Below are 23,124 nucleotides of genomic sequence, written 5' to 3' on the forward strand. Positions count from 1 at the left end.
CCCATGAATTGGTCGATCTCCTTCGAGCCGCTGATTTCCTGGCCGTTGCTGGCCTTGGTGCTGGTGCCGTTGGCGCTGCTGGCACTCGTGGGCCTGTGGTTTCGCCAGCGCGGCGGGGTCTTCCGCTTCATCGCCCTGCTGGCGCTCGCAGCCGCCCTGTTCAACCCGGTGTTCCTCAACGAGGAACGCGAGCCGCTGAAAAGCGTCGTCGCCCTCATCGTCGACCGCAGCCAGAGCCAGGACATCGGCGACCGCGCCAAGCAGACAGACGAAGCGCTGGCCGGGCTGCAGCAACGTCTTGGCCGCTTCAAGCAGTTCGACGTGCGCGTCGTCGAGGCCGGCAAATCGCAAGCCGCCGAGGAGCGCACCGAGACGCGGCTGTTCGGCGCGCTCGAGGGCGCCTTCCGCGACGTGCCGCCGTCACGCATCGGCGGCGCCATCATGATCACCGATGGCCAGGTGCATGACGCCCCAGCCGGAGCGCCCGATTTCAACGCCCCGCTGCATGCCTTGATCACTGGCAACGACCACGAGAAGGATCGCCGCATCCGCTTCGAGAACGCGCCGCGCTTCGGCCTGGTCGGCAAGCCGCTCGACATGACCTACCGCGTCATCTCGACGGAAAACGAGACCGGCCCGGTCGACGTGCGCGTCTCGGTCAATGGCGAGCAGGTCGCTGTCGAGCATGCCATCGTCGGCCAGGCGATGCCGCTGCAGGTGACCATTCCAGGCGCCGGCCGCAACATCGTCGAGCTCGCCATCGACCGCGAACCGGGCGAACTGACCGACACCAACAACCGCGCCGTCGCGCTCATCGACGGCATCCGCGAAAACCTGCGCGTGCTGCTCGTCTCCGGCGAGCCGCATGCGGGCGAGCGCACCTGGCGCAATCTGTTGAAATCCGACGCCTCGGTCGACCTCGTCCATTTCACCATTCTGCGGCCGCCGGAAAAGCAGGACGGCACGCCGATCAACGAATTGTCGCTGATCGCTTTCCCGACCCGCGAACTGTTCGTCGAGAAGATCAAGGATTTCGACCTCATCATCTTCGACCGCTACCAGCATCGCGACGTGCTGCCGATCCTCTATTACGACTACATCTCCGAATATGTCCAAAAGGGCGGCGCGCTGCTGATCGCGGCCGGTCCCGAATATGCCGGCGAAAGCTCGATCGCGCGCACGCCGCTGATGTCGGCCTTGCCGGCGATGCCGACCGGCGAGGTGGTCGACAAGGCCTTCTATCCGCGCCTTACCGATCTCGGCCAGCGCCACCCGGTGACGCGCGGGCTCGACGGTTCGGCCACCGAGCCGCCGCACTGGAGCCGCTGGTTCCGCACCATCGGCGTGCAGAATCCCGAAGGCGAAGTGGTTATGAAGGGCGCAGACAACCGGCCGCTGCTGCTGCTCGACCGCAAGGGAGAAGGCCGCGTCGGCATGCTTCTGTCCGACCAGGGCTGGCTGTGGGCGCGCGGCTTCGAGGGCGGTGGCCCGCATGTCCAGCTTTACCGGCGCATCGCCCACTGGCTGATGAAGGAGCCCGAACTCGAGGAGGAGCGGCTGACCGCCGATGGCCGCGGCATGGTGCTGGAAATCCGCCGCCAGACGATGGCCGACGATCCCGGCCCCGCGCAGATCATCACCCCGTCGGGCAAGACCTTGAGTGTCAAGCTCGACAAATCCGAGCCTGGCGTCTTCCTTGGCAGCGTCGAGACCAAAGAGATTGGCCTCTACCAGGTCGCCAATGGCGACCTCACCGCGCTCGCCCATGTCGGACCGGTCAATGCGCCGGAATTCACCGATGTCGTCTCCACCGAGGACCGCCTGAAGGCGCCGGCGCAAGCCACCGGCGGCAGTGTGCGGCGGCTGGCCTCGACGCCCGGTAGCGATGTGACGCTGCCCTCCATCGTCCCCGTGCGCTCGTCCGGCGAAGCCTCCGGCAGCGACTGGATCGGCCTGCGCACGACGGACGACAGCGTGCTCAAGGCCGTCTCGCGCGTGCCGCTGTTCGGCGGCTTCCTCGGCCTCGGCCTGCTGCTCCTGGCCATGGGTTCGATGTGGTACCGCGAGGGACGGTAGCTGCGCTCTGTCCTTCTCCACAAGGGGAGAAGGAAAAAGCGCAGCTGCCCTACTCCTCCGGCTCGGTCGTGAACAGCAGCGGGTAGCCCTTGGCCTTGCCGGCATCGGTGGCGCGTGTCGCCTTGGTCTCGGCGACGTCCTTGACGGCGACGACGCAGACGCCACGCCGATGCGCGGTGATCATCACCCGGTGCGCCTGGTCTTCGCTGAGCTTGAATTCGCCCTTCAGCACCGTCACCACGAATTCGCGCGGCGTGAAATCATCATTGATGAGGATGACCTTGTGGAGCTTCGGCCGTTCGGTTTGCGGCTTGACCTGGACGCGCGGTTTTGTGGTGATTTCAGGCATCGGAACCGACAGTTAGAGCAATTCCAGGAAAAGTGTGTAGCGGTTTTCCGTCCGGAATTGCGTTAAAACAAAGAAGCTCTGGCGTAAGCGACCCGGCTCGCATTCTGGCATCGGCGAAGGCGGCCGTCTATTTTGATCGGCGCGCGAAACCGGTGTCCGGCGGGCGCCGCCATTCACAACTATGTGGGAAAGTGTCGGTCGCCGTTCAACGGCCGTGGCGGCCGAAGATACGGCGGCTGGGAACCTGCCGCGCTGATGTGGCGGACGGCAGATCTGGCCGGGCGCGATTTCCGCTTGCATCCGCCCGGCGTTCCAGCCACGCCGCGATCGGCCACGCGACGGCGCAGGTCAGCGTCGCGCCGGTGAGCAGGATCAGCAGCCAGGTCTGTGCCGGCGTGATGTAGTCCCAGTTGGTGGAAATCTCCGGTGCGAACAGCGAAGGCTCGGTGCGGCCGCTCGCGGGATCCGGCACCGGGCTGGCAGTGAACAGGATCAGCACCCTGGCGACGCCGGTGGCGACGAGGCCGCCGAGCACCAGCGAGCGCAGAATGGACGAAAGCCGCTTCTTCATGCGGATGTCCTACACGGCCGGCATTGCAAACGGGTTAAACTCGGTCGAGGCGGAAGCTGCCGGCGCGAGGCTTCGGCCAAACATCGGTAGGTCCCATCCGTCCGTTTCATCGCCGATATCAGGGCCTTCTACGGTTTGGACAGGAAGAAGGCCGCTCCAGCCGAAACCAGCTGGAGCGGCCTTGTCACGAGGCAGGCGCCTTATGCCGGACCTGGATTAAGCCTTCGGGGCAACCTTCTTGACGGCCTTCTTAGCAGCCTTCTTGTGCTTCTTGACCTTCTTGACGACCTTCTTCGGAGCAGCCTTCATCGGAGCGGCGGCAGCCGGAGCGGCAGCAGCCGGAGCGGTGGTGGTCGTCGAAGCAGCCGGAGCAGCGGTCGTGGTGGCAGCGGCATTGCCGAGAGCCGGCATCGCGAAAGCGAGAGCGACGGCGAGACCGGTGGCGGAGAGGATGGACTTTTTCATGGCTTCGTTTCCTTTTTATGCGGTCGAATTTTCGAGTGTCACTGATCCGGATCGTTCGGTGTCACTCCAAGCAGCTTCAAAGCGTTGGCGAGCATCCGGATGCCCTGTGCCTGTTTCTTGGCAGCACAGTACCGGTTACCCTTTCTCTGAAGTGCCTTTGCCGCGGTGACCTGCGTTGCCGCGGCATGGGTTTCGAGGGCTTCATCAAATTGGTGGCTGAGATTGGCGCACCGTTCGCTCCGGGTGAGCGGCGCCTTTGCGTCCGATTGTCCGACAGCGGCAGCGACCAGGCAAATGCCCAGTAACCCACCCAACAAACTGATCGACAACCTTGGCATCGGTTTTTCCGTAAACCCGGAGACTAGCGTCGCAGCCGATGACCTGACCGCCACGAGACCACTTATGCCTTTGAATTTTTTCACGAGTTTTTCTGAACTGTAGAATTTTGTTTCTGGATTGTGTCTGAGAAAGCCGGTGGGAACCCCATCATCGCCACTGGCCAACATATGGCCTGAATTCTATCGTGTGGGTTGCGACAGAAGGGCTTGGCAATCAACAATGACAGTGCTGCAGTGAAATCCGACGCACACATACTGATCGTCGACGACGACAAAGGCATCCGCGACCTGCTGCAGGAATTCTTCCAGAAGCGAGGCCTTCACACATCGGTTGCCGCCGACGGCATCGAAATGGAGACCATTCTGCGTCGCGCGCAGGTGGACCTCATCGTCCTCGACGTGATGCTGCCCGGCAAGAGCGGGCTGGAACTGTGCCGCGACCTTCGCGCCCAGTATTCGACGCCGATCATCATGCTGACCGCCGTCACCGAGACCACCGACCGCGTGGTCGGCCTGGAGATGGGCGCCGACGACTATGTGCCCAAACCGTTCGACCCGCGCGAACTTCTGGCGCGTATCCGCGCCGTGCTGAGGCGTAATGGCGCCGCCGAGCCGAAGCGCGCCACCACCAAGCAGATCTACCGGTTCGCCGGCTGGACGATGGACTGTTCGCGGCGCCGGCTGATCGCGCCCGACGATGTCAGGGTCGAGCTGACCATGGCGGAATTCAACCTGCTGCAGACCTTCGTCAAGAGCGCGCAGCGCGTACTGACGCGCGACCAGTTGATTGAACTGTCCGGCGGCGACAGCGACTATTCCTTCGACCGCAGTATCGACATCCTGGTCAGCCGGTTGCGGCGCAAGATGGAAGACGACCCCAAGACACCCAAGCTGATCCTGACCGTGCGCAGCGGCGGCTATCAGTTCCTGCCCGAGACGACTTCCGAATGAGACGCTTCCTGCCGCAGACCTTGCCCGTCTGGGTGCTGCTGATCGTCATTGCCGGCCTGCTGATCAGCCAGGTTGCGACCCTCTACATCGTCTCGCGCGACCGCGCCGTCGCCAATGACGAGGTCGACCTCTACCGGCTCAACGACCGCGCTTACTCGCTGGTGCAACTGATGCACAACGCCGCACCCGAGCAGCGCAAGGCGACGGCGACCGGCCTGTTCAATTCCACCTACGCGCTCACCGTCTCGGACACGCCCGCGGTCACCTCTTCGATTGCCGGCGACGATGAACTGGCCGAACTCGAAGACATCCTCGTCGGCCGGCTGTCGAAGTTCGGCATCACCGATGCGCGGGTCCGGCGCGATCCGGCGACGCGCGAGGCCGATGACGCCAGCGGCGCGGCGCCGGGACCCGATATCGGCCAGGTCGAGCGTGACCTTCTGGTGCTGGCAGCCGACTTTGCCCAGAGCGACAAATTGACGGCGTCGCTGCGTTTCGCCGACGGCCAATGGCTGAATTTCACCGAGCCGAACACCCCGGTCGGTCCGATCCTGAGCTTCGACAGCCTGCCGCTCTACTCGCTGATCGCCGGGCTGGTGGTGGTCATGTCGATCTGGTCGCTGCGCCGGCTGACAGCGCCCTACCGGATGATGGAAACCGCCGTGAACCGGATCGGCAACGACCTGAAGAGCCCGCCGATCGCCGAGTCGGGCAGCCGCGAGGTGCGTGCCGCGGCGAAGGCGATCAACGCCATGCAGGCCAGGTTGCGCGAATATGTCGAGGACCGCGAACATCTTGCGGCGGCATTGGCGCATGATCTGCGCACGCCGATCACGCGGATGCGCCTGCGCCTGGAGCTCTTGCGCAAATCGGCGGTTCGCGAGGCGCTGGCGCACGATCTCGCCGATGTCGAAAGCATCGCCAGTTCGGTGATCGACTTCGCCACCTTCGAGGTGACCGAGGAAAAGAGCGAACGCATCGACTTCTGGTCGCTCGTGGAATCGATCGCCGACGGCTATGACGACGCTTCGTTCGACGACGACACGAGATCGCGCGGCCTGATCTGCATGGCGCGACCGGTCGCGCTCAGGCGCTGCGTCACCAATCTGGTGCAGAACGCGATCACCTACGGCAAGAGGGCGCATCTTTCCCTGCGCCGCTCGGAAAACATGATCCTGCTCACCATCCGCGACGAAGGGCCAGGAATACCGCAGGCGCAGATCGACGCCGTGTTCGGCTCTTTCGTGCGTCTCGAACAGTCACGCAACCGCCAGACCGGTGGCCTCGGCCTCGGCCTGACCATTGCCCGCAACATCGCGCGTGCCGCCGGCGGCGAGGTCCGTCTGTCCAACAACCCGGGCGGCGGCCTGCTGACCGAACTGCGGCTGCCGCTGGCGGCCTGACGCGCCTAGCCTCGCAGGCGGACCTTACCGCCGCAGCACCGCGCTCAGCACGTCGCGGATGCCGATGGCGCCGACGAAGCGGGACTGGTCGTCGAAAAGCGCCACCGGTGCGGTTTGCGAACGATGCATGGCCAGCATCACGGTTTTCAGCGAGGTGCCGGGATTGGCCCAGAACACCTGCGCCGCTTCCTCCGACTGGCCCTCGACATCGGCACACGACACCCACACCGCCGGCTTGCCGTCGCGTTCGGCCGCGGCCACCAGCCCGTGCTCGTCGATCTTGAAGCGCGTCGTCTTGCGCCGGTCCAGCCATACCCAGCCATTGTCGCCGTGATCCAGGTCGCGGTGGTCGCGCATGACGTTCCAGGCGGTTAGCACCGACAGCGGATTCACATTGGCGATGAAGTCGCGCACATAGTCGTTGGCGGGCCGCAGCACGATGTCTTCCGGCGCGCCGGTCTGCACGATGCGCCCGCCCTCCATGATGGTGATGTGGCTGCCGATCTTCAGCGCCTCCTCGAGATCGTGGCTGACGAAGATGATGGTCTTCTTCAGCTTGGCCTGCAGCTGCAGCAACTCGTCCTGCAGCTTGGTGCGGATCAGCGGGTCGAGCGCCGAGAACGGCTCGTCCATCAACAGGATCGGCGCCTCGGTGGCGAAGGCGCGGGCCAGGCCGACGCGCTGCTGCATGCCGCCTGACAGTTCATGCGCGTATTTCTTCGACCACTGGTCGAGATTGACCAGCTGGAGCTGGCGCTGGACGCGTTCCTTGCGCTCGGCTTCCGGCACACCGGCAAGTTCGAGGCCGAGGCCGACATTCTCCTCCACCGTGCGCCACGGCAACAGGCCGAACTGCTGGAACACCATTGCCACCTGCTTCTGGCGCAGACGCCGCAAGGTGGCCTGGTCACAGGTGACGACATCGACGATCTTGTCGCCGTCCTTGACCAGCACCTGGCCGCGCGACACCACGTTCAGCCGGTTGACGGCGCGCAGCAGTGTCGACTTGCCGGAACCGGAAAGGCCCATCAGCACGGAAATCTCGCCCTCGTTCACGGTCAGGCTGGCGTCGGCGCAGCCGAGCACATTGCCTGTCTTCTCGAGGATCTCCGCACGGGTTGCGCCGGCGTCGATCATCGCCAGCGAGCCGGCCTGGTCGGCGCCGAAGACGATATCGACGTTCTTGAAATCGACGGCGACGGTCATTTCTTGCCTCCAACGCCAATGCGGGTCATGCGGTCGAGGACGATGGCCAGCACCACGATTGCCAAGCCAGCCTCAAGCCCGAGATCGATGCGGCGCGAGCCGAGCGCTCGGTTGATCTCGGTGCCGAGGCCGCCGGCGCCGATCAGCGCCGCGAACACCACCATCGACAGCGACAGCATGATCGACTGCGTCAGGCCGGCCATGATGGTGGGCAGCGCCGAGGGCAATTCCACCTTCCACAACAACTGGCTTCTGGTGGCGCCGAACGCCTCGCCGGCCTCGATGATCGACTTCGGCACCGAGACGACGCCGAGATGGGTGAGCCGGACCGCGGTCGGGATGACGAAGATGATGGTGACGATCAGGCCGGGCGCGTTGCCGAGGCCGAACAGCGTCAGAACCGGGATCAGATAGACGAAGGTCGGCAGCGTCTGCATCAGGTCGAGCACCGGCAGCATGATCCGATAGACCTTTGGCTTGTGCGCGGCCCAGATGCCGAGCGGCACGCCGATCGCCATCGCCATGGCGGCGGCCGCGACGACCAGCACCAGCGTCTGCACCGTCTGCTTCCACAGGTTCTGGTTGATGATGAAGATCAGGCCGAGAAAGACACCGATGGCAAGCGGCCGCGAGCGCTGCAGCAGCCAGGCGATGGCGGCGATGACAAGCGCAAGCAGCACAGGCGGCACCATCAGCAGGATGCCGACCAGCCCGTCGAGCAGGAAATTGAGGCCATTCGAAAAAGCCCTGAACACAGTATCGAAATTGTCGGTGAGAAAGCCGAAGAACGCCTTTCCCCAGGCGCCGATCGGAATCTTGTGATCGACCATGAATTGCGAAATCGGATCCATATCGCCCCTCTCATGCACGAGACCGCCCTGCCCTCGGCCTCTCCTGTCGTCATCTTGTCACAGGATATGAAAAAGGGCAGCCTTTTCTAAATGGCTGCCCTCATTTCGGTCATACCGAAATCGAAGTCGGCTCAGCTTCCGAGCGCGGTCTTGACCGCCGCCGCGGCGTCGCCGCCATCGAAGGTGGTCACGCCGGCGATCCACGGCTTGACCGCGTCCGGATTCTTCTTCAGCCAGTCGGACGCCACCGTGTTGGCGTCGCCACCCTTGAGGATCGCGTCCATCATCTGGCCTTCCATGCCCAGATTGAACTTCAGATTGGCGATGAACTTGCCGGCATTCGGGCACTCCGTGGTGTAGCCCTTGCGCACATTGGTAAAGACGGTGGCAGCCCCGAAGCCGCTGTCGCCCATGCCGTCGAGATAGGTGATCTTCATGGCGCCCATCACCGGATGAGGTGTCCAGCCGAGGAAGGCGATCCACTCATTGTTCTTCATCGACTGCTCGGCCTGCGTCAGCATGCCGGCTTCCGAGGACTCGACCAATTCGAAACCCGCGAGATTGTCCTTCGGGTTCTTGATCATGTCGAGGATGATGCGGTTGCCGTCATTGCCGGCCTCGATGCCATAGATCTTGCCGTTGAATTTGTCCTTGAACTTGCCGATATCGGTCAGCGACTTGACGCCGGCATCCGCGACATAGGTCGGCACCACGATACCGTAGCCGGCGCCGGTCAGATTCGTGCTGATCGTCTCGACCGAACCGTCGGCCGTGTAATCCTTGATGTCGTTGGTCATCGACGGCATCCAGTTACCGAGGAAGACATCAAGATCCTTGTTTTTCAGCGACGCCATGGTCACCGGCACCGACAGCTGGATCGTTTGCGGCGCGTAGCCGAGCGCGGTCAGCAGGACGGAAGCGACGCCGGTCGTCGCCTGGATGTCGGTCCAGCCGACATCGGAGAGGCGCACCGCCTTGCAGCTTGCCGGATCACCGGCGAAGGCAGCGCTCGTGGACAAAAAAGCCGCCAGGCCGAGGCCGGCGACGAAGGAATTCATACGCGACATAGATGTTCTCCCATTGCGATTCTTTGGCGAAGCGAAGTTACGGTTTCTGTGCCCGCCTTGTTTCGTCAGCCAAACACCATTCTGGTGTGGTTTCAAGCGTCAAGGCAATCACGATCAACGGCGCAGGCTGGCCAATCAGCGACACGCTCCCCGCTTTTGTGTTGGGCGGGCATAGTTTTTTGGCGGCGGGGGCCTTTTTTGGGGGAATGCGGCGGCGGCCCCTCCCCGCGCGGCGGCAAGTCGGCTTAAAAGGGCGGCATGGCCAAACTGTATTTCCACTATGCGACGATGAACGCCGGCAAGACGACGATGCTGCTGCAAGCGTCGTACAATTACCGCGAGCGCGGCATGCGCACGATGCTGTTCGTTGCCGGTCACTATCGCAAGGGCGATACCGGGCTGATCTCGTCGCGTATCGGCCTGGAGACGGAAGCCGAGATGTTCCGCGACGGCGACGATTTGTTCGCCCGCGTCGCCGAACACCACGCGCACACGACCGTGCATTGCGTCTTCGTCGACGAAGCGCAATTCCTCGAGGAAGAGCAGGTCTGGCAGCTTGCCCGCATCACCGACCGGTTGAACGTCCCGGTCATGTGCTACGGCCTGCGCACCGATTTCCAGGGCAAGCTGTTTTCCGGCTCTCGCGCGCTGCTGGCCATCGCCGACGAATTGCGCGAAGTGCGCACCATCTGCCGCTGCGGCCGCAAGGCGACGATGGTGGTGCGCCTCGGCCCTGACGGCAAGGTGGCACGGCAGGGCGAGCAGGTGGCAATCGGCAAGGACGTCTATGTCTCGCTCTGCCGCCGCCACTGGGAGGAAGAAATGGGCCGCGCCGCGCCCGACGATTTCATCGGCTTCACCCAGGCCTGACCAGGGCGGTTCATCGTTTCATGGAAACGCGGAACCGCTCTGTCTCTTTTGCTCTGACGCAATCCCTAGGGAAAGCGCTACGCGCTTTTCCCGGGAAAACCGTTTCACACTTTTCCTGGAATTGCTCCAGGCTCACACCGTCGACACACGCCGCGTCGGAAACCGCCAGCCGAGCCGCACGCCAAGTGTTGCCAGGGCAATCAGCGCCATGCCGGCAGCCTGCGCCGGTCCGAGCGGATGCCCATAGATCGCCCAGTCGACGATGATGGCGACGACAGGGTAGATGAAGGTGATGACGCCGATCACCGGTGTCGTCAGGCGCGGAAAGGCTGAATTCATCAGCGCATAGGCAATGCCGGTATGCAGGATGCCGATGCCGAGAAGCCAGCCCCATGACGCAGGCGCGATATGTTGGCCGATGTCGGCGAACGGGGCGAGCATGACGATACCAACCACCGTCTGGCAAAGCACGGTGATTTCCGGGCGCTGTTGCCCGAGACCCTTGGCGAGGATCGTCGCAACCGCATAGAGCAGGGCCGCGCCCAGCGTCAGCGCGATGCCCAGCGCCCAGTCCGCGTCGGCATGGCCGTGCGCGACGACGAGGCCGCTGGCCAGCACGACGCCGAGAAACGCGCCCAGCATCCACAGGATCTGGTCGAGCGAAATGCGCTCCTTGAGAAACACCACACCGATCAGCACCACGAAGAACGGCTGCACATGGTAGACGATCGTCGTCGTGGCGATCGACGTCATGGCGAAGCCGGCGAAGAAGGCCGTCCAGCTCAGCACCATGCAGACGCCGGCAAGCGCGGCGAGGCCAAGCCGGGACGCAGACAGTGTCCGGTCCAGCAGATAGCCGCGCAGCAGGCACCATGCGGCCAGGAATATCGCGCCGAACACGCATCGCCAGAAGACGACGGTGACGGGATGGAGCCCCGATTCCGTGACGAAGGCGCCGACGGTGCCGGCAATCACCATCGCCAGAGCGAGGCTCGCAGCCGGGAAACGGGCAGTCGATGGATCGGTCATGAGGCGTTCTTCCACGTGGCGCGGCACCATCTGGTTCCAGATGGTGCGGCAACATCTGGTCAGGTCGGAAACTCTCAAACAAGCGAATAGATTTGTGACTATCTATTCGATATGCTGATAGCACGATGGCCGCTCCGCTCGACCTCAATCTGCTGAAAACCTTCGTCGCCGTCGTCGAGAGCGGCAGTCTTTCCAATGCCGCGCCACGGGTCGGCCGCAGCCAGTCCGCCGTCAGCATGCAGATGCAGCGGCTGGAGGAGATGCTTGGCAACCAGCTTCTGGTGCGTGGCCCCAGAACCGTCACCCCCAACGCGATCGGCGAGGATTTCCTGATCTATGCGCGCCGGCTGCTGAAACTGTCGGATGAAGCATGGGCAAGCGTGACCCGGCCGAAGGAGACCGGCAGCGTGCGCCTCGGCGTGCCGGACGACTACGCTGCCTTCCTCTTGCCGCCCGTGCTGTCGCGTTTCGCGGCGGAGCACCCGCTGGTGACGGTGGAACTGATCTGCGAACAATCGACCGCGCTGGTGAAGACGCTTGCCGAGGGACGGCTCGACCTGGCGATCGTCACCCGTTTGCCGGAGCAGCCGCTCGACGTGATCCGGCTGGAGCGCTTCGTCTGAGTCGCCTCGCCCCATCACGTCGCCTGGGAGAACGATCCCTTGCCCGTCGCTTTGTTCGAACCCGGCTGCGCCGCGCGGATGAATGTCCTGCAGGCGCTTGGCGATGCCGACCGGTCCTATCGCTGCACCTATTCCAGCGCCTCTCTGCTTGGCCTGATCGCGGTCGTCCAGGCCGGGCTTGCGGTCGCCGGCCTGGCGCAGCGCAGCGTGCCGCCGTCGCTGCGCATCATCGGCGGCAATGAAGGGCTTCCCGTGCTGCCGGATCTCGAAATCGGCATCTTGCGCAACCCTCTGTCGACGACGCCGGCGGTCGAACGACTGCATGATTTTCTGCGCCGCGACCTGGCACAACAGGCCTGACCTGCGGAGCTCAAAGTCCAGGCAAGCGAGATCAGCCGCGGGTCTGCCTTCGCAATCCCGCCACGATGCAGCGTTTGTTAAGGCCTCGGTCCTATTTTGCGCCATCTCGTTCCAGCCAGAACTCGTCGGGGTCAGCCATGTTTCGAGCCGCTTCGTCTGCCGGTGTCCTTCTCCTCGCCAGCGTCCTTGCCGCCCATGCCGGAGGCGACCCGGCACTGGGCAAGCATGTCTTCAACCGCTGCATCGCCTGCCATGAAGCGGCCACCGACCGAGACAAGATCGGCCCGCATCTGCTGGGCGTCGTCGGCCGCGCCGCCGGCAGCGCCGACAGCTTCCTTGGTCACTATTCGGACGCCATGAAAAGTGCCGGCGCCGCCGGCCTGATCTGGGATGAAGCCAACCTCGCCGAATATCTCAAGGCTCCCAAGCTGAAGGTGCCCGGCAACAAGATGGCCTTTGCCGGCCTGACCAGTGACGACGACATCGCCAATGTCATCGCCTATCTGAAGGCAGATCCCAAGCCCTGAGCAACCGCCGGCGCATCCGATGACGGCAGCGGCTTTCGCCTGGCGTGCTGCTGCGGTAACCGGTCCAGTTCTTTGTCGAATTCCAGGACATCCGAGCCGGTGGACACTGATTGCTTTGCCGGCGTGAGAGTTCAACAACAGCTGAACTACGCTTTGCCGGCTGGCTAATCACGCCATGACCACGCCTTCATTGCCTTTCAAGACCGCGACGCATTCTTTTGTTTTCGGGGCGGGTCTTGTGTTGCGTCTTTCAATCCCCGAATGCCCCACATATATTCGCCGCTGTTCGCGACCAGCGACCTGATGCCGAAGCGGGAGGCCCAAATGGCGACATTGCAGAATTTCGATGCCGAAATTGCCAAGACCAAGCAGGTCGTGCAGGACATGCGCTCCAAGATCGAGCAGTCCGGCACCGTGCTGGACACGCTCGCCACCGCCGACAAGAAGATCGGCGACGCCAATTTCGACATCGAGAACGCCCGCATCGAGGATGTGCTGAAGCAGCAGAAGGTGATGGAAGGCAACATCGCCGACCTGATCATCGGCCTGGAGGACGCCACCAACGTCTTCGGCGCCGAGTTCGAGAGCATGAAGAACTATTCCGGCTGGGAAAATTTCGTCGGCATCTTTTCGTCGCAGCGCAAGCAGCGCATGCGCACCGACCGCGTCCGCAACATGTCGCTGGCGGGCAATCTGCAGGAACTTCTGGCCAAGTCCGACACCATCGTCGGCATACTGAAGGCGCAGAAAGAGGTTCTCGACCAGCGCTACAAGACCTCCGAGGCCAGCCTGTCGCAGGTCATCGAACGCCGCAAGACGACCATGGCCAACCTCGAAGCGGTGCAGAAACGCATCGAGGAGCTCAACCCGATGCTGCTCGACATCGAAAACAAGATCGCGGCCTCGACCAATCAGAAGGACCGCACGCAGCTTGAGGGCGAGCGTTCCAAGCTGGCGACGGAATACAATGAAAAGCAGGCCAAGGAGCAGGAATTGTTGGCCGAGAGCCAGACGCTGGAGCGCTACACCTCGATGTTCCAGACCTTCGTCGATTCGCTCAACAACCAGATTGCCGCGCAGTCGACACTGATCAACAAGCTGACCATCGATACCGAGCAGCGTATCGTGCTCTACAAGGCGCTGGAAGATTCGCTGAAGACCGCCGCCCAACAGGACGTCGCCCACAAGATCAACACGCTTGGCAGCCGGGTCGACAACACCGCCGAGGAAACCATGGCCGGCATCGGTGCCGCTTCGCAGAAGCACATCGGCGACCTGCTCGAGATGCACGAGAAGAACATGGTCGCCAGTTCCGACATCCAGCGCCGCAAGAAGCTGGCCGACGATGCCTTCGCCCGCCGCTTCGACGAGGTGCTGAAGAAGCACAACGCGGCAAACTACGTACAGTCGTAAGGGACTGCCCCGCGAGCGCACAGGCATGACCCCCGAAAACGAAGCGGCGGCGCGGTATTTCTCCGCTATCACGGCCGCACTGAGCGGCCTTGAAGTGTTCATGCGCGACGATCGCTCGCCGCTCTACCGGCATGGCATCGTCGCCAAGATCGTCGCCGAATACATCGCCCGGCTCGACAAGTCCTTTGCCTGCTGGCGCAACCGGCTGGGCTTCATGGACACGTTCCGCATTTCGCGCGCCGAAAGCGGCTTCCCGGTCTTCCAGAACCTGCTTGAGCTGGAGAACGACCGCCGCCAGGCCGACGCACGGCTTGCCAACATTCCGCTGGCCGGCGAGTTGCGCGAGGAAATGGCCGACTTCATTCTGCGCCACAAGGAATTCCCCGAGGCGCTGCAGAAGTCGATGGCCGAGCGGCTCTATCTCGAGGACGTGAAAAGCGAGAACACCTTCGGCCCGTTCACCCTGGCGCAAACGGCCAAGGTCTCGGTCAATCCGAAGACGGCGCGGCCCTATTACCTCGTCCACTGGGCAACGTTCGATGGCAGCGCCAACCTGCCTCTGGTCTACATGGTGACGGTCGAGGATTCCTCCGAGACGATGATCCGCCAGCTCGTCGACAGAAATGGCAAGCTGAACGAGACGATCGACATTCCGCTGCCGGTCGATGGCTTGCTCAACCCCGATCTGGCCCACCGTTTCGACGATTTCACCGAGAAGAATTCCGCCTACACGCTGTCGCCGACGACCATCGCCGTCAACCTCGACAAGGATTTCGAGCCGCTGCACCCCAAGCAATTGCGCCGCGTCGTGCTCGGCCCCTTCTATTCGGCGGGGATCACCGACAACAATTCGACCGTCACCGAGGTGCTCGCCAAGGTGCGCAAGCCGGAAAATGCCTGGCTGCTGACCTGGACCATCCAGGAAGTCTACTCCAAGGGCGAGAAGCCCGGCCGCAAGGGGCTGTTTTCGAGCGAGAAGACGACGCAGGAATTCTTCATCAACACCGTCGATCTGGAAGCCGCGCGCCAGGGCGTCTCGAGCTACGAGAACCACGCACTGATCCCGCACGAGGCCTACCAGGCGCTCTACGCCGCCGGCGAGGCGCAGAAGATCTTTGCCGGCTACAAGGTCCACATCCTGTCCAACGGACAGGTCATCAGCGACGTCTGACCGTCACACCACGGAGCGCACTTCATGGATACCGGCCTGACCACCATCCCGGAAGCCGCAATCGAAAAGCACCGCGCCACCGCGCAGAGCTTCATCACCCGCATCGTCGTGCTGGAAGATCCTTCGCGCGAGTCCGGCACGGCGCTCGCCGGCACCAATCGCCGCTTTGTCTCGACCGTATCGGTTGGCTCGGTGCGCCGCACGCGCGAGGTCGAGCTGTCGAAGACCGTCGGCGCCGTCCATCCCGACGACCAGTTGCTGACCATCCCGCAGCATACGCTTTTGTTTCGCGCGCGGCGCGGCGCGGCCATTGCGCTCGCCATCTCGGACGTCTTCGCTGAAGGCTCCGATCTCGAAAGCCTGCAGGCCAGGAACACCCGCGCGCCACTCGAAGGCGACGAGGCGTCCACCTTCAAGAAGCTCTTGTCGGCCTCGGCTTACATCTCGGCCTTCAGCCTCGCCTCCTATCTGTTCCAGCTGATCGACAGCGATGGCGAGGCGCCAAACGACATTCCCGAGCCGGACTTTCTGTTCGACACGCCGCAGGACGCGGTGAAGTCGATCCTGGCCGGCCTCGACAAGGCGATATCGGGATCGTCCGACGACGCCGACCTGATGACCCGGGCGCGCGCCTTCGCCCGCGTCGCCATCGACGGGCTTCTGGCGCGCAAGGGCCGCTTCGACGGCATCGGCCCGTTCGAGAACGCTCATATCCGCATCGATGCCGACGACTTCACCCTCGACGGTTTCGACGTGGCACCCGGCACGCGCTCGAAGCCGCTGGTGATGACCTTCAAGAAACCGGAAGAGGTCGTCGGCAACCACATCGCCAAATACCAGTCGGTCAAGCTCGCCAAGATGCTGATGGCCTACGACTTCGAACGTGAGCTGAACCCGTTCGTCGAGCTCGGCGGCTTCCTGTTCACCTTCATCGGCGACGGTGCGCCCGGCACCGGCAAGACGACGCTGATCCAGATGATCGCCGGTCTCGTCAATGGCTACTGCCAGGTCGCCGGCTATCCCTTCGCCTACGAGAATTTCGGCGTCGACCAGATCTCGTCCTATCAGGGCAAGTCGGGCCAGAACTGCCGCCAGTTCATCAACAACGTCTTGAACCCGCGCGTCATCGGCTTCGGCACCATCGACGACATCGACCAGGTGGCGGCGCGCCGTTCCGACGACCGCGCCTCGGCCGGCCAGCAGGAGATCACCGGCGTCTTGATGGACGCTTTCGCCGGCGCGGCCACCGTGGTGCGCGGCAACTGCTCGTTCGGCATGTTTTCCAACTACCCCGAAAATGTCGACGATGCACTGCGCCAGCGCGCCGGCGCCCGCTGGCTGGTCGACGGACCGCAGACCCGCGACGACTACATCGACATCTTCGTGCTGCTCGCCGGCAAGAACCACGAGATACCGCTAGGGGGCCACAAGCTCTACGCCGCGCAGGAGATCCAGCGCGCCGTGACCGAGGCCTATGAGGAGCATGAGAAGCCGCGGGAAGACGGGCTGATGAAGGTCTACCAGCGCTACATGAAGGAGAATGGCGCGCCGAAATCGATGGCCGACATCGGCACCTATCTGCACCTGATCAAGGATGCCGAGCCGCGCTTCACCGGCCGCGCCATCAAGAATGTCACCGACGCCATCAAGATGCGTGCCATGGACATCGAGCTTCCCGACGACTGGTTCGAGAAGCCGGAAGCCTTCATGCACAAGGGCTATGACGAGAAGAAAGCAATGATCGAGGAACTGCGCGGGCCCTTCTCGATGGACATGGTCATGCAGGAGATCAACCGCTACGCCGACTCAGAGTTCCGCTATTCCGACAAGTCCGACGACGCCGCGGTGGAAAAACTGCTGCGCGACGCGCGCCTGCGCGAACGGGCGGCGCACGAGATGGAGGAGATGAAGAAGAAGGGGCTGTGGAATGCGTAAGCTTGGCGCCTCTGCCTTCTCCCCGTTCACGGTGAGAAGGTGCCCGAAGGGCGGATGAGGGGCAGCGCGATGCGAGGCAGCAATGAGCCAAAGGTAGCAAGAGCACGCCAGCTCCGAAAAGTAGAGAATGATGCCGAGGAAAAACTGTGGAGCGAATTGCGCGGACGGCGACTGACTGGTCACAGATTTATTCGTCAGCTACCGATCGGTCCGTATTTCGCAGACTTCGCCTGCCGTGAAGCCAACCTGGTTGTGGAAGTCGATGGAAGTCAGCATGCAAATCGGTCTCATGATCGATACAGGGACGAGACCATGAACAGGAATGGCTGGTCAGTGTTGAGGGTTTGGCATGCTGATGTCCTGACGGGCCGCAAGAGCGTGCTGGATACGATTGTTGCAGCCCTGGATGGTCGGCTCAATCATAAGATGATTGCTGTAGACGTGAAATTTTTGCCGTCTTCAACGCTAGGGGAAAGATGATGAGCGTCTGCGCCGCCCCTCATCCGCCCTTCGGGCACCTTCTCCCCGTAAACGGGGAGAAGGTTAGGTGACCAAGAAACCCGACCTCTTGCGCGACAATGAGCTGATCTATGGCCGGCTGCTGACGGTCGACGAGCCGCATCTGATCGATCGCTACAACAAGGCGCTGGCCGCATTCGGCTTGAAGCCGACGAAACTCAAGAGCTTCCAGATCGACCGCACCGGCTTTTCGCCCGAAGTGGCCGAGGAATGCGGCGACTATGACTATCTCGATCCCAATGAGGTCAACCGCCGCTTCATCATTCTGACGCCGTCGCAGATCGTCCTGCCGGTGGTGCACACCGCCTTCTCCAACACCTCGCAGCTGATGTTCGAGTTCATGTCCAGGAACCAGCGCGCCATCGACGCGCTGACCATCAAGGACGTCATCTACGGCGAGATCGAGGATTCCGTTCCCAAGGTCAACGACATCGAGGACCTGCTGTCGATCAACCAGGTCGAGTTCAAGGTGCTGTCGGCCGAGGATGTGCTGGGCAAGGCCGCCGAACTCGGCAAGCTCGTCGACCGGCTGAAGCAGGAGCCGGACGCCTGGCGCGACAACGCCATGCTGACCCGCATGGTGGAACTGGCGAAGATCTGCGGCGACATCCGCGAGAACGCGCTGGTACCGGACCAGGTGATCTTCCGCCACAATGCCTACTGGACTAGCCATTTCGGCGGCCTCTACGTGTTCGTCGACCCTGACATGACGACGGTGATCGGCGATCCGGCGGCGCCCGGCTTCCGCCGCTCGCGGCCGTGGCAGGTGAGCTATCTCTCCATCAACGACGCCGACAAGGTGTTCAAGTTCCTCGCCTCCACCGGCCGCATCGAGCTGCCGCGCGCCTCCTGGATCGAGGCCTCGGGCTATCTCGAGCACCGCGCCGAGATGGTGGTGCGCGCACTGATCCGCGACGCCGAGCCGAACCGCAACCTGACCGATGTCGACAAGGTCTGGCTGCAGACCTGGATCCAGAGCCATGCCGACCTCATCACCAGGGACGGCAATTTTCCCTTCCTCAACGCCGCCAAGCGCGAGATCGCCCAGCTTGGCCACCTCAAGATCGAGGATGTGTTCCCGCAACAGCGCTTCCTGGTGATCCGCGCCAAGCCAGATCATCCCGACGCCTGGCTGACCAACCGGCTGATTTCGGATTTCGTGCCGTCGGACTTCGTCTCGCGCTACATCTTCAACAAGCAGAGCTTCTACAAGGACTATGACGGCTTCAGCGACGCCTGGCGATCGCATGTTGTGGACGTTCTCAAAACCACATATTTGAAGGATAAGGTGGCGTTTCGCGCACGCCTCTACGGACTGACTGACTAGAACGAAATGAACCGTCATTTCGTTCTAACTTATTGTTTTGGCGCATGATGTTATCCAAAAAGTCTGCAACTTTTTGGTATCATGCCTTGAGGGGGTGACATCGCCATGCTCGATCCGATCGTGAACTTTTTCACCCGGATTTTCCAATGGATTGGCCGTGGCATCGGCCTTTTGATCGGCGTCATCCTGTGGCCGTTCATGTGGGCCGGGCGCTGGTACACGCAGCGCGGCTGGATCCTCAAGACCGTGGTCGGCCTCGCCTTGCTGGTGCTGATCGGCCTCTATGGCAATTTCTTCTACGCCACGCAGTGGTGGAACAAGTTCGACCCGAACTATCCCGACACCTACAGCTTCGAGAAACGCAATGTTTCCGCTGGCGAACAGGTCGCCGTGGGCGCCGGCACCGACACCGCAAAGACTTGCGGCAACTCCGGCCTCGCCCAGATTGCCGCCGACCTGATCGACTTCAACGTCAATCAGAACGCCTGGGTCTCGTCGATGATCCTCTACAAGCTCGGCCTGTTCGGCATCACTTGGGACGACACGCCGTGGATGGACAACAAGGCCTCGTTCCAGCGCGGCATCAACCAGGCGGTGCGGCGCACCGCGACCGAGCTTGCCGACAACCTTGGCCGTGTGCGCACCACCTCGCAGATCGACACCAATCTCCAGGATGCCCGCGGTCAGCTGCAGTACGACGAATCCATATGGTACATCAGCCGCAACGGCATGACGGCAACGACGCCCAGCATGTACCGGCGTGCGATGGCCAATCTGCGTTCCTTCAACGCCCGCCTCGCCACCTGCCAGGCGACCTTCGACGCCCGCGCCGACAACCTGAAACAATATATCGACCGCATCGCCAGCGACATCGGCTCGACGTCCGCGATCCTCAAGGAGCGCGCCGAAAACCACAACAATGGCTGGTTCGACTTCCGCGCCGACGACCGCTACTGGTTCGCCTATGGCCAGCTCTACGCCTATTACGGGCTGATGAAGGGCGCGCAGGCAGACTTCGAGGACGTGATCAAGGAAAAGCATCTGCAGAGCCTTTGGGACACGATGGACGCGCAGTTCGTTTCGGCGCTGAAGATCCAGCCCTTCATCATCGCCAATGGCCGCGAGGATGGCTGGCTGCTGCCCACGCACCTGACGACGATGGGCTTTTATGTTCTGCGCGTGCGCTCCAACATGGTCGAAATCAGCAACGTGCTGATGCAGTAATGCTGTTCAGCCCAATGCATGTCGCCCAAAAGTGGTCCCGTTTTTGGGAGAACGACATGGATAAAAATAGAAGGCTGAAGCGCGATGCGCTTTAGGCTCGCAATGGCGAATTTGCGCCGTCGCTTCTGTCGCATTCCGTGCATTGTGCGGCTGTTTTGAGACGGCGGAGCGACGCGTCCTCTGGCTTCTATACGGCGCGGCAACGGAGCCAGGAAGAACCGATGAAAGGTCGGCCGGTCCGCAGAGGAATTTTCTTCATAGGAAACATAGTTGCATGCAAGTTGACGCCGCGGCAGCGACAGGGTTAGAACATACCCATGCGCCCGCGCCCGGCTCCAACCCTGCTTGCGAGTGAGATCAAACCCGTCCCCCTCCACCGTCCAATCCAAAGGAAAGCCGTCATGGCCGAAGTGAAGTCCGACATCGAGATCGCGCGCGGCGCCAAGAAGAAGCAGATTCAGGAGATCGGCCAGAAGATCGGCATCCCGACCGAACACCTTTTGCCCTATGGCCACGACAAGGCCAAGATTTCCGCCGAATTCATCAAGTCGGTGAAGGGCAACAAGGACGGCAAGCTGATCCTCGTCACCGCCATCAACCCGACACCGGCCGGCGAAGGCAAGACCACGACGACTGTCGGCCTCGGTGATGGCCTGAACCGCATCGGCAAGAAGGCGATCATCTGCATCCGCGAAGCCTCGCTCGGCCCGAATTTCGGCGTCAAGGGCGGTGCCGCCGGCGGCGGCTATGCGCAGGTCGTGCCGATGGAGGACATGAACCTCCACTTCACCGGCGACTTCCACGCCATCACCACGGCGCACAATCTTCTGTCGGCGCTGATCGACAACCACATCTACTGGGGCAATGAGCTCGGTATCGATACCCGCCGCGTCGTCTGGCGCCGTGTCATGGACATGAACGACCGCGCGCTGCGCGAGATGATCTGTTCGCTCGGCGGTGTCGCCAACGGTTTCCCGCGCGAGGGCGGCTTCGACATCACCGTCGCCTCGGAAGTCATGGCGATCCTGTGCCTGTCCACCGACCTGAAGGACCTCGAGAAGCGGCTCGGCGACATCATCGTCGCCTACCGCCGCGACAAGTCGCCGGTCTATGCCCGCGACCTCAAGGCCGATGGCGCCATGGCCGTGCTCTTGAAGGACGCCATGCAGCCGAATCTGGTGCAGACGCTGGAGAACAACCCGGCCTTCGTGCATGGCGGCCCGTTCGCCAACATCGCGCATGGCTGCAACTCGGTCGTCGCCACCACGACGGCGCTGAAATTGGCGGACTACGTCGTCACCGAAGCCGGCTTCGGCGCCGACCTCGGTGCGGAAAAGTTCTTCGACATCAAGTGCCGCAAGGCGGGCCTGAAGCCGGCGGCGGCGGTCATCGTCGCCACCGTGCGCGCCATGAAAATGAATGGCGGCGTCAAGAAGGAAGACCTCGGCAAGGAAAATGTCGAGGCGGTGAAGAAGGGTTGTGCCAACCTTGGCCGCCACATCGAGAACATCAGGCAGTTCGGCGTGCCTGCGGTGGTTGCCATCAACCATTTCTATTCCGACACCGACGCCGAAATCCAAGCGATGAAGGACTATGTCGCTTCGATGGGCGAAGAGGCGATCCTGTGCAAGCATTGGGCCAAGGGTTCGGCCGGCATCGAGGAGCTCGCCAACAAGGTGGTGGCGCTGGCCGAATCCGGCGCCTCGCAGTTCGCGCCGCTCTATCCCGACGCCATGCCGCTGTTCGAGAAGATCAACACCATCGTCCAGCGCATCTATCGCGGCTCGGAAGCGATCGCCGACAAGTCGGTGCGCGACCAGTTGCACGCCTGGGAGCAAGCCGGTTACGGCCATCTGCCTGTCTGCATGGCCAAGACGCAGTATTCCTTCTCGACCGATCCGAACCTGCGCGGCGCACCGACCGGCCACACCGTGCCGGTACGTGAGGTCAGGCTATCGGCGGGCGCCGGCTTCGTCGTCATCATCTGCGGCGAGGTCATGACCATGCCCGGCCTGCCCAAGGCGCCGTCCTCGGAAAAGATCTTCCTCAATGAGGCCGGCCAGATCGAAGGCCTGTTCTGAGACTTTGCAATCTCGACGATAAAGGGGCGCCGCAGCGATGCGGCGCCCCTTTTTTGTTTTCGGATATTCCTACGCCGCGTTACGCGACAGCGCCCGCTGGTTGGAGCCGAAGATCGTGTCGCGTTCCGGCAGAACGCCGGTCTTCAGGCATTCGACCCATTCGGCGGTCTTCAGCACGGCTGCGAAGCGCGACTGCAGGATAACAGTCACCACGCGGTGGATTTCCTCGGCCGAAGCATAGCCGGCGCTGTTAGCGTAGGGCAGCGAGCCGGTCGCGTCGGACAGGAACTCGACGGCAAAGCCCATGTGGACGGCGTGGATGATGGTCGACAGATCGCAATTATGCGTCATGTAGCCGACCACCGTAAGCGTATCGATGGCGTTGGCACGCAGCCAGTCCTCGAGGTCGGTCCCGGTGAAGGCGGAGGGCAGGTTCTTTTCGACATAATGGTCGCGGCCACGCCTGGCGATCTCCGGATAAAGGTCGCCGCCATGGCTGCCCTTGGCAAAGATCGGCGATGTCTCGGGTGCCATCTGCTTGACGACCACCACCTTGATACCGGATGTCGCCGCCGCATCCATGGCGCGCGCTACATTGACGACGCTGTCGCGGAACGGCGGATGCTGGATGGCGAGATTGCCGCCATCATAGTCGTTCTGGACGTCGATGACGATCAGCGCCCGGCGCGGCGTTGTGTTGGCTGGGTCAGACATGGTGTTTTCCTTTCCGGCTTGAATGCGATGGGCCGAAAATAGGCGGGTCGCCAC

At 62.6% G+C, this 23,124-nt stretch carries 21 protein-coding genes and 1 pseudogene; 13 read left to right on the forward strand and 9 right to left on the reverse strand.

Going from position 1 to position 23,124, the window contains the following annotated elements:
* The first annotated feature begins 3 nt into the window (after nt 1–3).
* A complete protein-coding gene (locus BPNPMPFG_RS14015; RefSeq protein WP_258596010.1) occupies nt 4–2,076 on the forward strand; it encodes a hypothetical protein in 2,073 nt (690 codons plus the stop codon).
* Between the two features lie 49 nt (nt 2,077–2,125).
* On the opposite strand, the gene clpS is transcribed toward BPNPMPFG_RS14015, so the two are convergent.
* From clpS to BPNPMPFG_RS14035, 4 genes are all read right to left on the reverse strand, one after another.
* Nucleotides 2,126–2,425: an ATP-dependent Clp protease adapter ClpS gene (clpS, locus tag BPNPMPFG_RS14020; RefSeq protein ID WP_258596011.1), complete on the reverse strand. Its 300-nt coding sequence runs from the start codon at nt 2,423–2,425 to the stop codon at nt 2,126–2,128.
* Nucleotides 2,426–2,630: 205 nt separating this feature from the next.
* A complete protein-coding gene (locus BPNPMPFG_RS14025) occupies nt 2,631–2,996 on the reverse strand; it encodes a hypothetical protein (RefSeq protein ID WP_258596012.1) in 366 nt (121 codons plus the stop codon).
* A gap of 216 nt (nt 2,997–3,212) precedes the next feature.
* Nucleotides 3,213–3,461 carry a hypothetical protein gene (locus BPNPMPFG_RS14030; RefSeq protein WP_258596013.1) on the reverse strand — a complete coding sequence of 83 codons (249 nt, stop codon included), beginning with the start codon at nt 3,459–3,461 and terminating at the stop codon, nt 3,213–3,215.
* Between the two features lie 38 nt (nt 3,462–3,499).
* Nucleotides 3,500–3,799, reverse strand: coding sequence for a hypothetical protein (locus BPNPMPFG_RS14035; protein WP_258596746.1), 300 nt, complete (start codon nt 3,797–3,799; stop codon nt 3,500–3,502).
* 234 nt (nt 3,800–4,033) lie between these two features.
* On the opposite strand from BPNPMPFG_RS14035, the gene BPNPMPFG_RS14040 reads away from it, so the two are divergent.
* Both BPNPMPFG_RS14040 and BPNPMPFG_RS14045 read left to right on the forward strand, forming a co-directional pair.
* Complete coding sequence (locus BPNPMPFG_RS14040; RefSeq protein WP_258596747.1) at nt 4,034–4,750, forward strand: response regulator; 717 nt, start codon at nt 4,034–4,036, stop codon at nt 4,748–4,750.
* Entirely contained in the window at nt 4,747–6,153 is a 1,407-nt protein-coding gene (locus BPNPMPFG_RS14045) for an ATP-binding protein (protein WP_258596014.1), read from the forward strand. The genes BPNPMPFG_RS14040 and BPNPMPFG_RS14045 overlap by 4 nt, the downstream gene beginning before the upstream one ends.
* 24 nt (nt 6,154–6,177) lie before the next feature.
* Here BPNPMPFG_RS14045 and choV read toward each other — a convergent pair whose 3' ends face one another.
* The 3 genes from choV to choX form a co-directional block, all read right to left on the reverse strand.
* Complete coding sequence (gene choV / locus BPNPMPFG_RS14050; protein ID WP_258596015.1) at nt 6,178–7,359, reverse strand: choline ABC transporter ATP-binding protein; 1,182 nt, start codon at nt 7,357–7,359, stop codon at nt 6,178–6,180.
* Nucleotides 7,356–8,210, reverse strand: a complete 855-nt coding sequence (gene choW, locus BPNPMPFG_RS14055; protein ID WP_258596016.1) for a choline ABC transporter permease subunit — start codon at nt 8,208–8,210, stop codon at nt 7,356–7,358. Before choW ends, choV begins: the two co-directional genes overlap by 4 nt.
* A gap of 131 nt (nt 8,211–8,341) precedes the next feature.
* Nucleotides 8,342–9,277: a choline ABC transporter substrate-binding protein gene (gene choX, locus BPNPMPFG_RS14060; protein WP_258596017.1), complete on the reverse strand. Its 936-nt coding sequence runs from the start codon at nt 9,275–9,277 to the stop codon at nt 8,342–8,344.
* A gap of 258 nt (nt 9,278–9,535) precedes the next feature.
* Here choX and BPNPMPFG_RS14065 point away from each other — a divergent pair, with 258 nt between their 5' ends.
* Nucleotides 9,536–10,147: a thymidine kinase gene (locus BPNPMPFG_RS14065; protein WP_258596018.1), complete on the forward strand. Its 612-nt coding sequence runs from the start codon at nt 9,536–9,538 to the stop codon at nt 10,145–10,147.
* A gap of 132 nt (nt 10,148–10,279) precedes the next feature.
* On the opposite strand, the gene BPNPMPFG_RS14070 is transcribed toward BPNPMPFG_RS14065, so the two are convergent.
* Entirely contained in the window at nt 10,280–11,176 is an 897-nt protein-coding gene (locus BPNPMPFG_RS14070) for a DMT family transporter (RefSeq protein WP_258596019.1), read from the reverse strand.
* 125 nt (nt 11,177–11,301) lie between these two features.
* On the opposite strand from BPNPMPFG_RS14070, the pseudogene BPNPMPFG_RS14075 reads away from it, so the two are divergent.
* From BPNPMPFG_RS14075 to BPNPMPFG_RS14115, 9 genes and pseudogenes are all read left to right on the forward strand, one after another.
* A pseudogene (locus tag BPNPMPFG_RS14075) lies at nt 11,302–12,159 on the forward strand (LysR substrate-binding domain-containing protein).
* A 137-nt stretch (nt 12,160–12,296) separates the two neighbouring features.
* Nucleotides 12,297–12,686 (forward strand): c-type cytochrome, encoded by a 390-nt coding sequence (locus BPNPMPFG_RS14080; protein WP_258596020.1) that lies wholly within the window; start codon nt 12,297–12,299, stop codon nt 12,684–12,686.
* Between the two features lie 324 nt (nt 12,687–13,010).
* Nucleotides 13,011–14,099, forward strand: a complete 1,089-nt coding sequence (locus BPNPMPFG_RS14085; protein WP_258596021.1) for a hypothetical protein — start codon at nt 13,011–13,013, stop codon at nt 14,097–14,099.
* A gap of 25 nt (nt 14,100–14,124) precedes the next feature.
* Entirely contained in the window at nt 14,125–15,270 is a 1,146-nt protein-coding gene (locus BPNPMPFG_RS14090; RefSeq protein ID WP_258596023.1) for a hypothetical protein, read from the forward strand.
* Nucleotides 15,271–15,294: 24 nt separating this feature from the next.
* A complete protein-coding gene (locus tag BPNPMPFG_RS14095; RefSeq protein ID WP_258596024.1) occupies nt 15,295–17,205 on the forward strand; it encodes an AAA family ATPase in 1,911 nt (636 codons plus the stop codon).
* A gap of 69 nt (nt 17,206–17,274) precedes the next feature.
* Nucleotides 17,275–17,685, forward strand: a complete 411-nt coding sequence (locus tag BPNPMPFG_RS14100) for an endonuclease domain-containing protein (RefSeq protein WP_258596025.1) — start codon at nt 17,275–17,277, stop codon at nt 17,683–17,685.
* A 67-nt stretch (nt 17,686–17,752) separates the two neighbouring features.
* Nucleotides 17,753–19,051, forward strand: a complete 1,299-nt coding sequence (locus BPNPMPFG_RS14105; RefSeq protein WP_258596026.1) for a DUF6638 family protein — start codon at nt 17,753–17,755, stop codon at nt 19,049–19,051.
* Between the two features lie 105 nt (nt 19,052–19,156).
* Nucleotides 19,157–20,275, forward strand: a complete 1,119-nt coding sequence (locus BPNPMPFG_RS14110; protein ID WP_258596029.1) for a DUF2333 family protein — start codon at nt 19,157–19,159, stop codon at nt 20,273–20,275.
* Nucleotides 20,276–20,676: 401 nt separating this feature from the next.
* Nucleotides 20,677–22,356, forward strand: coding sequence for a formate--tetrahydrofolate ligase (locus tag BPNPMPFG_RS14115; protein WP_258596030.1), 1,680 nt, complete (start codon nt 20,677–20,679; stop codon nt 22,354–22,356).
* Nucleotides 22,357–22,425: 69 nt separating this feature from the next.
* Here BPNPMPFG_RS14115 and BPNPMPFG_RS14120 read toward each other — a convergent pair whose 3' ends face one another.
* Complete coding sequence (locus BPNPMPFG_RS14120) at nt 22,426–23,070, reverse strand: cysteine hydrolase family protein (RefSeq protein WP_258596031.1); 645 nt, start codon at nt 23,068–23,070, stop codon at nt 22,426–22,428.
* Between the last annotated feature and the right edge of the window lie 54 nt (nt 23,071–23,124).

The organism is Mesorhizobium sp. AR07, assembly GCF_024746815.1.
Classification (GTDB): Bacteria; Pseudomonadota; Alphaproteobacteria; order Rhizobiales; family Rhizobiaceae; genus Mesorhizobium.

What these genes read in the sequence shown, in the direction of transcription:
- BPNPMPFG_RS14015 (WP_258596010.1), top strand. Translation starts at nt 4, where the DNA reads ATGAATTGGTCGATCTCCTTCGAGCCGCTGATTTCCTGGCCGTTGCTG.
- clpS (WP_258596011.1), bottom strand. Translation starts at nt 2,425, where the DNA reads ATGCCTGAAATCACCACAAAACCGCGCGTCCAGGTCAAGCCGCAAACC.
- BPNPMPFG_RS14025 (WP_258596012.1), bottom strand. Translation starts at nt 2,996, where the DNA reads ATGAAGAAGCGGCTTTCGTCCATTCTGCGCTCGCTGGTGCTCGGCGGC.
- BPNPMPFG_RS14030 (WP_258596013.1), bottom strand. Translation starts at nt 3,461, where the DNA reads ATGAAAAAGTCCATCCTCTCCGCCACCGGTCTCGCCGTCGCTCTCGCT.
- BPNPMPFG_RS14035 (WP_258596746.1), bottom strand. Translation starts at nt 3,799, where the DNA reads ATGCCAAGGTTGTCGATCAGTTTGTTGGGTGGGTTACTGGGCATTTGC.
- BPNPMPFG_RS14045 (WP_258596014.1), top strand. Translation starts at nt 4,747, where the DNA reads ATGAGACGCTTCCTGCCGCAGACCTTGCCCGTCTGGGTGCTGCTGATC.
- choV (WP_258596015.1), bottom strand. Translation starts at nt 7,359, where the DNA reads ATGACCGTCGCCGTCGATTTCAAGAACGTCGATATCGTCTTCGGCGCC.
- choW (WP_258596016.1), bottom strand. Translation starts at nt 8,210, where the DNA reads ATGGATCCGATTTCGCAATTCATGGTCGATCACAAGATTCCGATCGGC.
- choX (WP_258596017.1), bottom strand. Translation starts at nt 9,277, where the DNA reads ATGTCGCGTATGAATTCCTTCGTCGCCGGCCTCGGCCTGGCGGCTTTT.
- BPNPMPFG_RS14065 (WP_258596018.1), top strand. Translation starts at nt 9,536, where the DNA reads ATGGCCAAACTGTATTTCCACTATGCGACGATGAACGCCGGCAAGACG.
- BPNPMPFG_RS14070 (WP_258596019.1), bottom strand. Translation starts at nt 11,176, where the DNA reads ATGACCGATCCATCGACTGCCCGTTTCCCGGCTGCGAGCCTCGCTCTG.
- BPNPMPFG_RS14080 (WP_258596020.1), top strand. Translation starts at nt 12,297, where the DNA reads ATGTTTCGAGCCGCTTCGTCTGCCGGTGTCCTTCTCCTCGCCAGCGTC.
- BPNPMPFG_RS14085 (WP_258596021.1), top strand. Translation starts at nt 13,011, where the DNA reads ATGGCGACATTGCAGAATTTCGATGCCGAAATTGCCAAGACCAAGCAG.
- BPNPMPFG_RS14090 (WP_258596023.1), top strand. Translation starts at nt 14,125, where the DNA reads ATGACCCCCGAAAACGAAGCGGCGGCGCGGTATTTCTCCGCTATCACG.
- BPNPMPFG_RS14095 (WP_258596024.1), top strand. Translation starts at nt 15,295, where the DNA reads ATGGATACCGGCCTGACCACCATCCCGGAAGCCGCAATCGAAAAGCAC.
- BPNPMPFG_RS14100 (WP_258596025.1), top strand. Translation starts at nt 17,275, where the DNA reads ATGCGAGGCAGCAATGAGCCAAAGGTAGCAAGAGCACGCCAGCTCCGA.
- BPNPMPFG_RS14110 (WP_258596029.1), top strand. Translation starts at nt 19,157, where the DNA reads ATGCTCGATCCGATCGTGAACTTTTTCACCCGGATTTTCCAATGGATT.
- BPNPMPFG_RS14115 (WP_258596030.1), top strand. Translation starts at nt 20,677, where the DNA reads ATGGCCGAAGTGAAGTCCGACATCGAGATCGCGCGCGGCGCCAAGAAG.
- BPNPMPFG_RS14120 (WP_258596031.1), bottom strand. Translation starts at nt 23,070, where the DNA reads ATGTCTGACCCAGCCAACACAACGCCGCGCCGGGCGCTGATCGTCATC.